This is a genomic window from Fulvitalea axinellae (genome assembly GCF_036492835.1).
Lineage (GTDB): Bacteria > Bacteroidota > Bacteroidia > Cytophagales > Cyclobacteriaceae > Fulvitalea > Fulvitalea axinellae.
Genome location: NZ_AP025314.1, coordinates 4623958 through 4639684, shown reverse-complemented (window position 1 = coordinate 4639684; position 15727 = coordinate 4623958). Strand labels below are relative to the sequence as shown.

Here is a 15727-nt window from a genome sequence, read left to right as displayed (position 1 = left end):
GTATTTTTCGAAATTCAGACCTCAAAAGCATAAAAATGCGAGCAACAATTACATTATTTGTTTTTTTTATATATGCCCCTTTTTGTTGCGCATCGGAACTTGACAGTCTTAAACAGCTTTTAACAAATCAAAAGACCCCCCACGAGAAAGTCGCCGTATATAGGGTTTACTGAAAAAGTAAAAACCACAAGATTATCAGTGGATTAGGTAGCTTGTTTCCCTTTCCAAAGCACAGGGAATATTCGTAAATTGGCCTTAGAAAGGACTGAGAGCATTTTTTCCCTTGCACCTATGATCAAGACAAGTTCCTCGCAATTGAGTATAGAAGGTTTTTTGGACCCGGAAATAGGGCGCCTTAACCCGGAAAACAGATGGGTGAAGTTGGCCAACTCCATCCCCTGGGCGGAATTGGGTTTGGTCTACGAATCGAAAATGTCGACGGGCAAGGGCAGTCCGTGCAAACCGGCCCGGCTGGTCATCGGCGCGCTGATCGTGAAGCATAAGCTGAACGTTTCGGACGCCGAGGCGATAGAACAAATCAAAGAAAATCCGTATCTCCAGTATTTCGTGGGACTCGGCTCGTTCACCACGGAAAAGGCCTTTGACCCTTCGCTGTTCACGACGGTCCGCAAGCGGCTCGGGTACGGGGATTTTAACAGGATGAGTTCGCTTTTGCAACACGAGGGGATCCGTATTGCGGAGGGCGATCGGGATGAAGGGTCCAAAGACGGGCATTCCGGGGACGCCGAAGATGACAAGCGGGTTGTCTCCTGCGACGCGACGGTGGCGCCGCAAGAGATTCCATACCCCACGGACCTTGGGCTGTTGGCTACGGCGAGGGTGCAGTCGGAGAAAATCATCGACCTCCTTTGGCCCGTCGCCAGGGATTCCGGTTTATCCAAAAAGCCCCGGACTTACCGGGATAAAGCCCATAGGGAATATGTCGGGGCGACGAGAAAAAAGAGGAAAGGAGCCGAATTCTGGCGCGTGTGCGCACGCCGACAGCTGAATTATCTGGAACGGAACCTACGGCATATCGACAGCCTCATAGAGGCCAACAAGGGCGTTATACGCCTAAAAAGCAGGTTTTTGAAGATTCTGATGGTGCTTCACGAAATCGCCAGGCAACAGTCGCTCATGCTGGAGACCGGTGCCAACAGGGTGGACGGCCGCATCGTGAACGTCTTCCAGCCCCATGTCCGGCCGATAGTCCGGGGCAAAAACGGAAGCGACACCGAGTTCGGCGCCAAATTGTCCGTAAGCCTTCACGAAGGCTATTCCTATCTGGACAAGGCGCAATGGGACGCTTACTACGAGGGTGACGCGGAAGTGATCCGCGGGCACATCGACAGTTTCGGGGAGAGAAACCCGGAAATGAAGCTCGGCAAATTCGTCGGGGACAAGATTTACGGAAACAGGAACGCCCGGCAGACCATGTCCGGCGCGGGTGTGGAATTCGTGGGCTCCCCGTTGGGAAGGCCTCCCTCAAGTCCCGAAAAAATCAGGGAACGCAAGGAAAACCGGACGCTTCACCAACGGCACCGGAGCAGGGCGGAAGGAAAATTCGGGGAAGTGAAACGGGGACACGGATTGGACAAAATACAGGCAAGGAGAGCGGACACTTCGCTTTCATGGATCGCCTGCATTTTCTTCGTGGCCAACTTGAAAAGATTTCAGAGCGAAATCTTTTTTGACCTTGTTTTCTTGAGCTGGAAATACGGGATATGGCTTCAAGACGGCGAAAAGAAACAGGAAAAGACTGTCTGGCAAAATATCCTAGCTGGGTAGCCCTCTGGGCTTTTTCAGTAAACCCTATATACTAAAATTCTCAAAGCTCCTTCAATTAGTCGATCAGAAGCAGATTTTTTTTCCACAAGACTCTTAGAAGAGGCAAATAACATTTCGGACTCTTTAATCCTTGCGGATGCATATAATGAAAGGAGTATTGCACTAATAAATACTGATGAATTATCACAAGCGTTTTCATATAATTTAAAAGCGATTAAGATATTCGAGAGTGTAAATGATAAGGCAGGGCTTGCAGCCACCTATTCACAAATGGGGACAATCTGTGCCCGCCAAAAAAATTCATCTAAGGCAATTTTCTATCATAAGTTGTCCTTGTCCCACGGTCTTGATATGAATGCGCAGAATGTTATATTAATGGCTCGTATCAACGTTGGGGAAGCCTTTAGGCTTAACTCTCAATTTGATTCTGCCAGATATTATTTTTCTAGGGCTCAAGAATCTACTAAAGAGGGAGCGCAACTATACTTAGATGCAATGATATCGGCTAACCTAGGCCTTACCAATATGAGTCTGGGAGATACATTACAAGGTAAAAAAGCCGTAGAAGACGCCATTAATTTTTTCTTGGAACAGAAAGATGCCTACCCGGCTACTATGCTGTTAAATGCCTTGGCGCAAGTGAAGTTTCAGCAGGAAGATTTTGCTGATGCCATTACCCAAGCTGGTCGAAGCCACTTGATGGCGAAAAGAGATAAGTTGTCGGATCAGAAAATCGAGGCGTCAAACCTTCTGGCAGAATCCTTTGAAGCTCTTCATAAGTGGGATAGTGCTTATTTCTACTCTCAGCTGACCCAAGCTTATAAAGATAGCCTTAATCTAGAAAAGGCTCATTTGGAGATCGGCAATATGCGGACAACCTATGAACTGTCGAAGCAAGAGGCGACACTTGAGAAGCTTCGTTATACCAACCGTACAAGACTTCTTACCTTGGGAATGTTGGGACTTGGGTTGTTGCTCGTCGCTACTTTTTCAATCGCTTTGTATCGTCGTAATATTCTTGTTCGGAAGGTCAACCAGACTTTGGACAAACAAAAATCCTTGTTGGAAGAGAATGAGAAAATTATCTCAAGGTCACTTGAGGAGAAGGAAACCTTGCTTAAGGAGATCCACCACAGAGTAAAGAACAATTTGCAGATTGTTTCCAGTTTATTGAGCCTACAATCGTCCTCAACGCATGACGAGCAATCCATTCAGGCCTTGAATGAAGGGCGTAACCGTGTGGAATCGATTGCCTTGATCCACCAGAAACTCTACTCTCACGATGACCTGTCACATATCGACATTCGGAACTATATTGAGCAATTGGCTAATATTGTTTTGAATACAGTTAAGCCTTCCGGACCGGGACAAAAGCCGGTTTCCCTGACTGTCGAGTCCCGTGATTTGATGTTGGAAATGGATGTGGCCGTGCCTTTGGGATTGATTGTGAACGAACTTCTAACGAATAGCTGTAAATACGCCTTTTCTCCGGAAATATCCGGGCATATCCGTATTGAGTTCTCGGAAGCCGAAAAAGAAGGTTTTATGGTGATGACATATAGCGATAACGGAAAAGGCCTGCCTTCGGACTTTGATATTTCAAAGGCCAGCTCCTTGGGATTGCGCTTGGTACAGATTCTTTCGCGCCAGCTTCATGGCCAAGCCGATTTTGATACATCTAACAGTAACGGCGCCCGCTTCCATATCCAATTCAAAAAAAGTGACGTGAAATGATACTCAACGACAGCCTTGACATCCTTATCGTAGAGGATGAACTGATTATTGCGGAAGATATGCGTTTTGCGCTGGAAAGCGGAGGTAACAAAGTGGTGGGCATAGCTAGCTCTTTTGAGGAGGCTGTGGACGCTTTGCGTGACTTGGACCCCGATTTGGTACTTCTCGACATTAATATCAACGGGGAAAAAGACGGTGTGGCTGTAGCCAAAATGATTGACGAAGCCTATGACGTGCCCTATATCTATGTTACTTCTTACGCTGATGAGGGCACGATGAAGCGTGTTATGAACACTAAGCCTTCGGCGTATTTGAATAAGCCGTTTACGCATGACGGTTTGCGGGCGACCATTGCGGTGGCTTGGAATAATTTCTGGACGAAGAAAGCCAGCGAAGGACGCATGTCTGTAAAGGATGCGATTTTCGTTAAGCAAGATCACCTTTTTACCAAAGTGAAGCTGAGCGATGTACAGTGGGTAAAAGGAGCCGGTAATTATTTGGAAATCAGCTGTCAGGGGAACGTCCAATACTTGATCAGGAATTCGTTCAAGTCCTTTATGAAGGAGCTTCCCGAGTACTTTTTCCAATGTCACAAATCCTATATCATTAACCTGAATGATATTGAGGCCGTCAGCGTGAATCATGTCATGATCGGAAAGGAAGCGATTCCGCTATCCAAGACTCATAAAGACGATTTGTTCGCAAGATTGAGCGTGTTTAGTTAAGCTCGGTTTCCGGATATAAAAATGAAAAACGGCTCCTGTTAGGGGCCGTTTTTGTTTTCGTACCACCATTCAGGTCATACGTCACATTTTTTTGTTAGACGGCTCCCTAAGCCTGATATTAGCCCATGCGATTGGCGGAACGCCCCGATAACTTTTAGTGGGCGATGGGTCATTCGTTTTCTCTGGCCCTAAGGGGATTAACGGAGAGGTTTGGATACGGAAAAAAATGGATAATGTGCCGGTGCTAGCGCCTAAGGCGAATTTTTCACGCCAAAGCGGAGCCTGGGTTATGGTTTCCGGCACGTTATACTTCTGGTTTGGGCTTTTTCGTGTGAAAAGTCCTAAAACCAATCTTCAGAAACCGATTAGTCTGTAAGCGCATGACATTAAATATTCCGTCGTTAGGCATTATTACGGCGCCTATATTAGATTCATACCAAAACTGGCACTATGCGTTGTATGCGGTGGGCGCTGTGGCTTGGGCCATGGTTTATCTTTTGGCCATAAGGCAAGGGGTGGCCCGGAAAGTGCTTTTATTGCCTATCGCGGCCATCTGCCTAAGTATTAGCGGAGACCTTGCGGTGTCCTTCTTTATTCCCGAACGTCACGGTATTCTTCCCGGTAACAGTACAGGTGTTTTGATCAACCGGATTTGGTTAGGTCTAGACATTTTCGTTTTGTACGCTTTGTACCGTTGGGGAAAATCCCAATTGATAGAGACTCCCAGAAACCTTTACTGGTATATCGGGGTGACTGCGGTGTTGGTTTTCCTTACTTGGATGCAATATATATTTATCACGACCGTAGATCTGAACGAAAATCTGGGTCCGATGAGTGCGCTGATAACCAATATCATCATGTCGTTTGGTTATATCATGCTCTCGCTCGATCCTTATTATAAAAATGGATCTAAACTTATAGCTTGGTCGAAATTGGTGGGCACTCTCTCTTTTAGCGTATTGCTCTACACCGTTTATTCAGACGGTATGTTTGGCTTCTTCTTCGTGTTGGCCGGAGGGCTTTGTGCGGTGATGGACACGGTGTATTTAGTGCGAATCAGCACAAAACGTCAGCCTTTTCCCGAGCCCGAATCCGAATTTGATCGCAAGTATTTGACTACCAGAAGCTATATCAAAGAAAAAGAATCATCCAGTACTAATAGACATAATTTCTCCGTTTCCGTTTAGTTTCCATGCTCACTCATCAGCATGAACTGAAGCCGCCCCCAACGGGCGGCTTCCTTTTTGATATTTTTTGAGAAACGGGACTTGCGTAAATATGAAATAGGCGGAGAGTTTAGAGAAAATACCTGCGGGAATCTATTAACTCCATAACCGGTTCGGTCACTAAGTAGCGGATAGATTTTCCTTCCCTAATATTTTCCCTGATAAAAGTGGCCGAGATGTCTACCATTGGGGCGTCGATAAACCTAACGTTCGGATGATCGTCGAAGCGACTGGGTTTCGCTCCGGGACGCGGATAAACCACTACTCCTTTTTCAAGAATGACTTCGTGGTTTTTCCATTTATGAAAATGCGAAAGGTTGTCGCCTCCAATGATTACGCTGAAGTCGTAATTAGGGTGTTTTTCTCCCAAATACGCCAGCGTATCCACCGTATAACTCGGTTTCGGCATCCTGAATTCCACGTCGCAAGGGCTAAGGCGGTCATTCTTTTCCACCGCCGCGACTACCATATCATACCGGTCGAATTCGTGTAGGAGGGATTTTCTTGATTTGAAAGGGTTTTGTGGCGAAACCACATACCATACTTGGTCGAATCCGGCATGTTCCAGCATAGACTCGCCAATAATTAAATGGCCGACGTGGATAGGGTTAAACGACCCGAAGAACAGTCCGATCTTCATGCTTTCCCGTTTTTCGTGAAAAAAATAGCGCGCCTTCCGATGCGCCTGTTGTTATTTGCTGACCATTAAAGTTTAGGCCAAGAAGTCTCCGATAATCCTTTCCGCATCGGCGAAAGCCTTTTCGCGGTCTTCGTTAAGGATGGAAACGTCGAATTTCTTTTCGAAGCCCATCTCGAATTTGGCTTTGAAAACTCGTTGCGAGATGCTGTGCTCGTTGTCAGTCGCGCGGGCCGAAAGTCTTTTCTCCAATTCTTCCACGCTCGGTACTTTAACGAATACGGCTAGAGCTTTTTCTCCGAAATAGTTTTTGAGATTGAGTCCGCCCTTTACGTCCACATCGAAGATCACGTGTTTGCCCTCGTCCCAGATGCGTTGGATTTCGGTTTTCAGTGTGCCGTAGAAGTTTCCTTGGTACACTTCCTCCCACTCTACAAACTCGTCGTTGTCGATTCTTTTCTTGAAATCTTCAGGCGACAGGAAATAATAGTCTTTTCCGTTTTCCTCGGCGCGTCCTCGTTTGTCGCGGGTGCATGCTGAAATCGAGAAACCCAAATCGTTGCGGGTATCGAGCAAATGCTTTACGATGGTGGTTTTGCCCGAGCCTGACGGCGCCGAGAATATGATGACTTTGCCTTCCTTCTTCTCCATAAGATTCGATGATTTATGTATATGTCTTTGTTGCCGTGAATTGGGTAATACCGCATCGGTCCGTCAGCCGTTTTCGGTTGCGGATTTTGTAAATATTGTACGGTAAGGGAGTATGGCGGATGTTCGCAGTCGGGCAGGCGTATTCCCGGGTGCCGGATAGCGCCCGTTGTTGGGGATAAGGCGGGGTGTTACGTGCCGTTTCTCGTGCCATGCGCGAAATTAGAAAATCTTACCGGAAAAGGCCACGGTTTGTGGTTTTCTAGTTTCGAAACGGGGCTTTTGTCTGTTGGTTCGTCTCTTTGTCAGATAAAAGAAACGGGAAAAATGCGGAAAAAAGTTTCCGCTCAGCTTATTTGCTGAAATAAATCAGGAAGAACGGGATCAGGAAGAACGTAAGAATGATGTAGGCGAATCCGTAGAGCCTGTTTTTGAGCGTAAGACGGCCGAAATTTTTGGCGATACGCACCGGAATCTGGCGTAACGGAGGAAAAGGCATAAAGATCAAAGTGCCCGAAGCGTTAAGGAGAAAGTGCACGATGGCGATGATCAAAGCCGCCTCAGACTGCGAGTAGGCCGCTATAAATCCCGTAATCGTCGTTCCGACATTGGCACCCATGACGAAAGGGAAGGTTTGCTTTACGCTGACCTTGCCGGTAGCGGCCAAAGGAACCACAAAGGAAGTGGTGATAGAGCTTGACTGCACCATGCCCGTAAGTGCTCCCCCGAAGGCGAAGGAACCCCAAGGCGAACTGAAAAATAGGTTTTGCATCAGGATTCGGGGCGTGGAGATCAGTTTTTTGTATATAAAGCTAGAGAACAGCTTGATGGAAGAGAAAAGCATAATTGACGAAATCGCCAGTACAATCCATTCGTTTCCTGTCCATTTTCTTAAATAATAAGTTAGGTCGGAAGCGGATTGGTGGGTTTCGGCGCCAATGGCTGTTGTTTTGTTGATACTGAACATTCCGGCCAGCCACTCGGCGGAGTTGGAAAGAATACCATAGCGCAACTCCAAGGGAAATAGGATCATGACGCTAAGGATATTGAATGCGTCATGGAGCATTGCGGCGGAAATGGCTTTGCGGAAGCTTTTCTTTTCCGAAAGGAAACCGAGCGCCACAATAGTGCTGGTTAGCGTAGTGCCAACGTTCGCTCCCATTACTATCGGGATGGCGTCCTTTACGCTGAGTGTATTGGCTGCGACCAATGCGATTACCATTGAGGTGCAAGTGGAGCTACTCTGGATCAGGGCCGTGATCAACAGGCCGACAAACAGGCCAACGAAAGGGTTGGAGGCAACGCTGAGTATGGTTTGGGCCGTACCTTTCCCTAGATGCTCGAAAGCATCCGTGGTTAATTCCACCGAAAACACGAAGAAAGCCAGAATAAACGCCGTCATCAGCAGTTTGCCGATGAGCTGTACGCTACTGGATCTGTCTGTAATGTTGGATGACTTAAACATACTCGCCCTATCCGATCACTTTTGTCCCCTCAATGCCAGTTCGGTGTTTTTTTCAGCGCTGCTTTGGCAAAAATCGAATGCCGTCAGCTTGCCCAGTTGTCCGAACTGTGAGCAAAAATAGCGCATTGAGGTAGAATTTGAGGTATTCGTCTTATGAAGCAATTGTTAAGAAATGCCAAATCAGAGTTGTCCGGCTTACGAATCGCTATATGACCGGTTTATTAAGTGATCCTCTGAACGTTCATTCAGAAAAAGGCGTCTCGCCAGAGGTAGGCTAGGGTCAAAAGTCCGTTTTTGGCGTTTGTGAATAAAATTTATCCGTTTTTGCACCCTTTTATGAACTCAAGATATATTAACAATAATTTAATATGCAATCTCTGAAAACCATATAGCTTTGTGCTTGCTTTGCATGCGAGACCTTACGGTAAACTGAACGTGAGGGTTTCGGATATTGCGAAGAAATTATTATCTCTAATCAACTGAATTGATGAGCTTCGGATTTATTGAATTGTTGAAAATCGTCGGTGCCTTGGGCTTTTTCATCTACGGGATGAAAGTGATGAGCGAAGGCATCCAAAATGTAGCGGGTGATAAGATGCGCTCTATTTTGGGGACGATGACGTCAAACCGGGTATTGGGCCTCCTGAGCGGGGTGGGCATTACGGTGCTGATCCAATCTTCTTCGGCCACGACGGTGATGGTGGTGAGTTTCGTGAATGCGGGGCTTATGACTTTGGGACAGTCCATCGGGGTGATTATGGGTGCCAATATCGGTACCACGGTCACGAGTTGGTTGTTGTCGTTTCTTGGATTCGGGAAATTCAAGATAGCGGCTATCGCATTGCCTATTATTGCGGTGGCATTCCCTATGATGTTCTCCAAGAACGTCAAAGTAAAACAGTGGGCCGAAGTGCTTATCGGTTTCGCCTTGCTTTTTATGGGTCTTCAGGAGCTGAAGGGTACCATGACGGCGATTCTTCCGCAAGACATGAAAAGTAATCCGGAAGCCTTGTCTTTCATTTCTTTTTTGAATGATCTTGGGTTTGCGGCAGTGCCTATTGCCGTGATTTTTGGAGCGTTACTTACCGTTCTTGTACAATCGTCCAGTGCGGCGATGGCTATTACGCTGACATTGGTTAGTAGCGGTATTATTCCATTGGATATCGCTTGCGGTATCGTAATGGGTGAGAACATCGGAACAACGGTTACGGCGAATATGGCCGCGATGATCGGTAACGTTTATGCCAAGCGAGCCGCCCGAGCGCATTTGATTTTCAACGTATTCGGCGTACTCTGGATGTTCTTGGTCTTCCCGTTTTTCGTTTCGGGAGTAAAGTATATGATTGTTGATGTATTGGGATACGCAGAAGGTTCGGGAGACTATTTCCGTTATGGCCTTTCGCTTTTCCATACAGCGTTTAATATTGTCAATGTTCTTCTTCTTATCTGGTTCGTAAACGCGATTAAGAAGATTGTGATAAAGATGGTGCCTACAAAACACGAGCGCGACGAGGAATCGCACTTGGAGTATATGGGCGAAGGTATCGCTTCTTCGTTGCAGGAAGCCCGTGAGGAAGTGCGCAGATTCGGCGTTTTGGCTTCCGAAATCGGTGAGGATATTGAGACGATGCTGAAAGCCAGCTCCGCCAAAGAGGTGGAAGGTTGCTTTGCGAAGGTGAAGGCCAAAGAGCAACGCACGGATGAGTTGAAAACGGAAGTGGCGGCTTACTTGACCAAACTTGCGGAAGCCTCTCCGATGGGTAGTGGCGGAAGTATGGGCATTCAGGAATTGATGAGTATCATCGACGACTTGGAGCGCACGGCCGACATCCACTTGCGAATAGCCAAGGCTATCAATAAGAAACATTCGAAAGGCATCGAGTTTACGGATAAGCAGACGAAGAACCTTCTTCAGATGTGCGACCTTAACAAGGAGGCTTTCGCCAAAATGAACGAGCACCTTGAGCTCGAAAATGTGGAGCCTGATAACCGTGACTTCGCTTATGAGATCGAAAAGAAGATCGATGAGCAGAGAAAGGTTTACCGTAAGCAGAACATCAAGGCCATTGAGCAGGGAGATTACTCGATCAAGAGCGGTATTCTTTACTACGATATGGTGTTCTCGTTCGAGCTGTTGGGTAACCACATCTATAACGTGACTAAAGATTTGGTCGAGATCGACTAAAAAACGGGTAATACATGGAGCCGTTCGAAAGTTTCGGCGCTGTGAAGCAAGTCTTGAAAAAGGCTTGCTTTTTTTGTGTCCGGAGGTTTATGAACCAGGTGGAAAGACGAAAAAATGGCGGGGCAATACGGCGAGAATGTGGAGAGTTTGGAGCCGGAAACATCCCGGCTCTTTTTCATGCTTAGAAGATTCTGTCGAAAAGGGCCAATAGCCGTTCTTTGGGATTTTCAATGCTGTTGCTTCCTCTTTCGAAAATATAGCTTCCGTCTTTTTTTAGAATGTCCATAGTCATTACATATGGCGAATTCGGGTCTTCCCAACCATTCAGCTGACCGAAGCGAAGGTCTTGTACTTGCCATTCGTCTCCGCTTTCGGTTACGGTATAAAAACCTTCGGTAATAAATGGTAATTCTCTGAAAGATTGGTTCTCCAATAGGCTTTTGGGGAGTTTGTCCAATCCGTTTGGTCGGAAGTGGAAATTGATTTTTTTCTCCCTGTCAAGTAGGGAAAAGTAACCGGTGTAATAGCCTTTCTCCGTTTTCGCTACTCCTGCCCAGAGCAAGCTGTTTAGTGGCGTCAAGGTTGTCATATAGCTTGTATAAGTGATTCCCTGTTCCCGTAAGGCTTTTGTTGTAATCCGGTTTGCCTGTATCTTAAGAAATACCGTGAGCGCAAGATATGCGGAACTAATGGATACTCCGGCCCAAGCCCAGCGTCTGCGTCGGGGATCTTGGCGTTTGAAGAACAACAGCACGGCTATGCAAATCAGGAAAGGGACGGTGTAGATCGGGTCGATTACGAAAATAGTCTTGAAAGCTACCCTGTAACGGCTGAACGGAAGAAAAAGCGAAGTGCCCCAAGTAGTGAACGCGTCAAGGAGTGGATGCGTGAATATGCCCCAGAAGAATAACGAGGTCCAGAGTTTGAAATCACGGTGACGCTTGCGGTAAAGCCATGAGAATATAGCTCCTAATAGCGGAGCCATAAGAATAGCGAAAAGTATGGAATGCGAAAAACCGCGGTGTTGGATATGGTAAGCTATGGCTCCGTGTGGAGCGAAAAGTATGTCTAGGTCAGGAATAGTTCCGGCTACGGCACCCCAGAGTGGCGCTTTATTTCCCAAGCGTTTTCCGCCGACAATCTCCCCTACCGCGGCGCCCAAAACTATTTGTGTCAGTGAATCCATACTGCTGTGTTAGGTGAAACAGAAAATTACGCAATATGGAGATGTGATAAAACCCCAAGGTTTTCACCGGAAGGAGAAAGGGTTTAGTGGCAGACGACTTCGGTGCCGTCTTTTGTCTCGATTTTTGGGCTTACATACGGAATCCCAAGATTTAGTCCGCGGAGTATAAACAGAACTCCCATAGCGAAAACGAATACGGGAATGGCCCGATTGAGGCGCCTGCGGACTGAAAGGCTAACCATCTTGCCTGCAAGGTTAACGAATAACATCATAGGTATGGTTCCCAAGCCGAAAAAGGCCATATACAAAGCCCCTTTAACAGCTTCGCCGGAAGCCAAGGCTCCGCCCAAAGCGATATAAACCAGACCGCAAGGTAAAAGTCCGTTTACGGTTCCCAATAAGAAATGAGCGCCGGTCGATTTTCTTTTTATAAATAATCCGAAGCGCTTTTTTACCCAAATATTGAAGCGGTACAGCGGTTTGATATTCTCCGTTTTCTTTGCCAAATCACCGGGGATCAGCAGGAATAATAGCATGGCTACGCCCGTGCCTACTGAAAGGTAACGTTGGGCTCCGGCCAGTGAGAAGGATTGTCCTAGAACGCCTATGCTGGCGCCCATAATGGCGTAAGTGACCGACCGGCCGATATTATAGGCGAGTGAGGAAGAAAGTACGGAAAGGAAATTACGGTTTTTCAGGGGAAGGGCGAGGCTGATTGGGCCACACATGCCTACGCAGTGAAAACTGCCGAATAACCCAACTGCCAAGGCGGTGAGGTAAAGTATCATGGTGCCGGAGATTTGGGGTAGACAAGAAGCGGAAAGCCCGGGATACGCGGATTGGCAACCTTGGCCCGAACCCTCCGCTTTTGTTTGCTTTTGATGAGTGGAATCAGACGGTGATTATCTTTTCCACATAATATTCTTTCTCTGCCGATTTCCAGAAAACCTTCACGGTCCATAGGCCTGGCTTCAGATTGGCCAAAGGTATGCTTTGGGAACCGTTTTGTGGAGCGAGGTCGAATTTCTTATCCAACTTTGGATTATCGGAACGGAAGAAGGTCAGGTTACCGCTTACGCCCTCCTTTACGTGTTTGTTGGAGAAAGCGAGATCGAGGGTTCTCTGCTTCGTATTAAGGTTCAGGTTGAGTTTGCTGTCGCTTCTTTTGGCGTTCTCAATCCTGTCTATTTGCTTCTGGTAAGCCAGTTCCTGTTTGTAATAGTCTTTCTCCACAAGGTTGACATCGTGGTTTAGGCTGACGGTGACCATGGTCACGATCATGCCGATAAACAGAAACAAAGCGAGTGCGATTCCTTTTACCCAGTTCATAGCGTTTGGTTTTGGAGTGATGGGAGAACTAAAGGTGCGGGAAGGTTTGCGAGCCTTCCCGCGTTGGCAATCATACTCTACATCTGCGCCGCCGGACGTTTCCGAGGCTGTGTAGCTAAATACAAGTAATCTTTATTGGGCTGTCGGCTATTTGCCGCTGACAGGGCCCACGAAGTTGGTTTTCACCGTTTCGATTTGTTTTCCGTTTTCGAAAACGCCGATAACCAATTTTGTTTTAATGCTTTTGATGCTTTTCGGAGGAAGTTCCACAAAGAAAATCCCCTCTTCCAAAGCGTTAGCGTCGATATGAATACCTTCGCCCGTGCTACCTACCCTACGGATAATGGCGTCGGGTTCATTGAGAACCTTCAGGCTGAGGTCTATCGGATCAAAGGTCTTGTTTACAAACTTTACGTTGTAAAGGTTGCTAATATTGCCGTTGTCTTCTTTGTTGTACAACATTCCCGGCACCCTTAAGAACCCGGTTTCCACGTCGGTACGGGTAGCCAGCAGGTAGCCCAGCAAGCTGAGAATTAGCAACAGCACCACGGAATAGGCTTTGACCCTGGCTGTAAAGATTTTGTTTTTTCCTTTTTCGATACTATCGTGAGAGGCGTATCGGATAAGTCCTTCGGGCTTATTCGTTTTGCGCATCACTACGTCGCAGGCGTCGATGCAGGCCGTACAGTTTACGCACTCCAACTGTGTGCCGTTTCGGATATCGATACCCGTTGGGCAAACGTGTACGCAGAGGTTGCAGTCTATGCAGTCGCCGAAGCCCAATTGCTCCCGGTCTTGGTTTTTGCGGATTTTGGCCCGCTTCTCTCCCCTCACCCAATCGTACATTACGGCGATGGACTCTTTGGTCAGAAACACGCCCTGTAGCCTGCCGTAAGGGCAAACCGCAATACAGGCCTGTTCCCGGAAATAGGAGAATACCCAATAAAACACTCCCGTAAATGCCAGTAGAGCTATAAAGCCCGACAGGTTTGCGGAAGGAGGCATGGATACGATTTCGATGGTCTTGTCAAGCCCGACTAAATAGGCCATCAGCGTATGGGCGATAAGCAGGGAAATCGCCACAAATATCGCTTGCTTCGATGCCTTTTTGATGATTTTTTCGGTAGTCCAAGGGCTGTTGTTGAGCTTCTTTTGTTTGGAAGCGTCACCTTCTATCCAGTATTCGATTTTCCGGAAAACCATTTCCATAAAAATGGTTTGCGGACAAGCCCAGCCGCACCAGATTCGTCCAAAGACGACGGTAAACAGGACAATGAAGATAATGAAGGCAATGGCGCCCAAGACGAGGATATGGAAGTCTTGTGGCCAGAAAGGAACTCCGAACAGGATGAATTTGCGTTCGAAGATGTTGAACAGCATAAACGGATGCCCGTCGATTTTGATGAAAGGCGTGCCGAATAGCAAGCCCAAGAGTAACACCGAAACCCATATGCGGGCTTTGTGGTACCTTTCGTTGAAAGGTTTTTTGGGGTTAAGCCAGATCCTTTTTCCGTCTTTGTCCACCGTTTTGATGGAATCCCGGAACTCCTGGTCCAGCTCGTATATGCTGTCAGCGTCCATGATTTTGTTTGGTGAGGGTGTGAGGGATCTTGGTGTGGTTATTAATCTGTGGCGGGGTTGGGATGACCCGCTACAAAGTGGGGAGAGGCCGGAACTAGTCCATGCCCCTCCCGGTTCCCATCACCAAAACTGTCTTTTCCGGACCGTTAGAGTCCGAATATTTTTATTTCGCCAAGTCGCCTTCAGGCTTCTTCGGGTTTGGCGGGTTAGTTCCTTGCAATGTCAGGATAAAGCTGGATACGTTACGGATCTGTACCGGGCTCAACTTCTTCTGCCAAGCGGCCATACCTTTTGTGGGCACGCCGTACTTAACTGTTTTGAAGATATCCTTGAACGTGCTTCCGTGTTTCCAGTATTTGTCCGTCAGGTTCGGACCGATTTTACCTTCGCCCAAAGCTCCGTGGCAGGCTACGCAGTTGGCTTTGTAGACTTTCTCGCCATCGGCCAAGTCCGCAGGATCGCTGGTTTCTTCGGCGTTGTCCTCGTTGAGGCTCAGCGCCGCCAGTCTAACTTCTTCCTCACCTTTTTTCATTTCGATGAGATATTCTTCCTCCTGCGTCGGCTTAATGTCAAATACGATGTAGATGGCCATGTAGATGCCTGAGAACACGATGGTGGCGTAGAACAGCCCCGTCCACCATGGCGGAAGGTGGTTGTCGAGTTCCTTGATTCCGTCGTAGTTGTGGTCGAGGAGGATTTCCTCTTCCCTCTCTACGGGCACGGCATCGGTCATGCTCTTTGAGAACTGCTCCCAGAACGAAGGCGAAGGGGTGTATTTCACGCCCTTTTCTACGGCGAGGCGCTCCTCCTCTTTGCTGAGAAGCATGGACACCGTCCGGTAGACCATGAATACGGCCACCAAGATCAAGGCCGAAACCATGGTGGTCAGCCCCAGAATGATCAGGAGCGTGTCCTCATGGGCCAGGCCGTCTTGGGCAAACACCGTAGCCGGCGCTACGAAAGCCGCCAAGGCTAGCCAGGTCTTTATGTAAAGTTTTATTGAAGACATAAATCAAATCTTTTTCGAAATTTCCCACAAGCCAAGGCTAGGCCTTGTCCTGTTCCTCCAGGGGGAGGTTACTCATTTTGCTGACATGTTGGCCCGAGAGTGTTTTTACCCAGACAATCAAGCCTACGAAGAACGTGAAAAATATTACCAGCGAGATTACCGGCCCCAGTTCCACGTTTGCCAATCCTTCGAAATAATGCTTAAACATAAGGCT

General features: G+C 47.5%; 14 protein-coding genes. 5 read left to right on the top strand and 9 right to left on the bottom strand.

Features of this window, described 5'->3' with window-relative positions; all coding sequences use genetic code 11:
• Window positions 1-291: 291 nt before the first annotated feature.
• The 4 genes from AABK39_RS18095 to AABK39_RS18080 all read left to right on the top strand — a co-directional run bounded on the left by AABK39_RS18095 (window position 292) and on the right by AABK39_RS18080 (window position 5434).
• Window positions 292-1788: an IS5 family transposase gene (locus AABK39_RS18095; RefSeq protein ID WP_338391085.1), complete on the top strand. Its 1497-nt coding sequence runs from the start codon at window positions 292-294 to the stop codon at window positions 1786-1788.
• Window positions 1789-2313: 525 nt separating this feature from the next.
• Window positions 2314-3522 carry a sensor histidine kinase gene (locus AABK39_RS18090; RefSeq protein WP_338392718.1) on the top strand — a complete coding sequence of 403 codons (1209 nt, stop codon included), beginning with the start codon at window positions 2314-2316 and terminating at the stop codon, window positions 3520-3522.
• Window positions 3519-4247: a response regulator transcription factor gene (locus tag AABK39_RS18085; RefSeq protein WP_338392717.1), complete on the top strand. Its 729-nt coding sequence runs from the start codon at window positions 3519-3521 to the stop codon at window positions 4245-4247. Before AABK39_RS18090 ends, AABK39_RS18085 begins: the two co-directional genes overlap by 4 nt.
• A 380-nt stretch (window positions 4248-4627) precedes the next feature.
• Window positions 4628-5434: a transmembrane-type terpene cyclase gene (locus AABK39_RS18080; protein WP_338392716.1), complete on the top strand. Its 807-nt coding sequence runs from the start codon at window positions 4628-4630 to the stop codon at window positions 5432-5434.
• Between the two features lie 109 nt (window positions 5435-5543).
• Here AABK39_RS18080 and nadD read toward each other — a convergent pair whose 3' ends face one another.
• The 3 genes from nadD to AABK39_RS18065 all read right to left on the bottom strand — a co-directional run bounded on the left by nadD (window position 5544) and on the right by AABK39_RS18065 (window position 8223).
• Window positions 5544-6113 (bottom strand): nicotinate (nicotinamide) nucleotide adenylyltransferase, encoded by a 570-nt coding sequence (gene nadD / locus AABK39_RS18075; RefSeq protein ID WP_338392715.1) that lies wholly within the window; start codon window positions 6111-6113, stop codon window positions 5544-5546.
• Window positions 6114-6185: 72 nt separating this feature from the next.
• Window positions 6186-6761 (bottom strand): guanylate kinase, encoded by a 576-nt coding sequence (gene gmk, locus AABK39_RS18070; protein ID WP_338392714.1) that lies wholly within the window; start codon window positions 6759-6761, stop codon window positions 6186-6188.
• Window positions 6762-7110: 349 nt separating this feature from the next.
• Window positions 7111-8223 carry a Na/Pi symporter gene (locus tag AABK39_RS18065; RefSeq protein WP_338392713.1) on the bottom strand — a complete coding sequence of 371 codons (1113 nt, stop codon included), beginning with the start codon at window positions 8221-8223 and terminating at the stop codon, window positions 7111-7113.
• 487 nt (window positions 8224-8710) lie between these two features.
• On the opposite strand from AABK39_RS18065, the gene AABK39_RS18060 reads away from it, so the two are divergent.
• On the top strand, window positions 8711-10408 hold the full coding sequence (locus AABK39_RS18060) for a Na/Pi cotransporter family protein (protein WP_338392712.1): 1698 nt from the start codon (window positions 8711-8713) through the stop codon (window positions 10406-10408).
• Between the two features lie 181 nt (window positions 10409-10589).
• Here AABK39_RS18060 and AABK39_RS18055 read toward each other — a convergent pair whose 3' ends face one another.
• The 6 genes from AABK39_RS18055 to AABK39_RS18030 form a co-directional block, all read right to left on the bottom strand.
• Window positions 10590-11594 carry a metal-dependent hydrolase gene (locus tag AABK39_RS18055; protein WP_338392711.1) on the bottom strand — a complete coding sequence of 335 codons (1005 nt, stop codon included), beginning with the start codon at window positions 11592-11594 and terminating at the stop codon, window positions 10590-10592.
• A gap of 83 nt (window positions 11595-11677) precedes the next feature.
• Window positions 11678-12382: a sulfite exporter TauE/SafE family protein gene (locus tag AABK39_RS18050; RefSeq protein WP_338392710.1), complete on the bottom strand. Its 705-nt coding sequence runs from the start codon at window positions 12380-12382 to the stop codon at window positions 11678-11680.
• A gap of 103 nt (window positions 12383-12485) precedes the next feature.
• Window positions 12486-12923 carry a FixH family protein gene (locus AABK39_RS18045; RefSeq protein WP_338392709.1) on the bottom strand — a complete coding sequence of 146 codons (438 nt, stop codon included), beginning with the start codon at window positions 12921-12923 and terminating at the stop codon, window positions 12486-12488.
• A gap of 147 nt (window positions 12924-13070) precedes the next feature.
• Complete coding sequence (gene ccoG / locus AABK39_RS18040; RefSeq protein WP_338392708.1) at window positions 13071-14504, bottom strand: cytochrome c oxidase accessory protein CcoG; 1434 nt, start codon at window positions 14502-14504, stop codon at window positions 13071-13073.
• Window positions 14505-14667: 163 nt separating this feature from the next.
• On the bottom strand, window positions 14668-15513 hold the full coding sequence (locus AABK39_RS18035; RefSeq protein WP_338392707.1) for a cbb3-type cytochrome c oxidase N-terminal domain-containing protein: 846 nt from the start codon (window positions 15511-15513) through the stop codon (window positions 14668-14670).
• Window positions 15514-15550: 37 nt separating this feature from the next.
• The gene (locus AABK39_RS18030) at window positions 15551-15721 is read right to left on the bottom strand and encodes a hypothetical protein (protein WP_338392706.1); all 171 of its coding nucleotides are present in this window, start codon (window positions 15719-15721) and stop codon (window positions 15551-15553) included.
• Window positions 15722-15727: the final 6 nt, after the last annotated feature.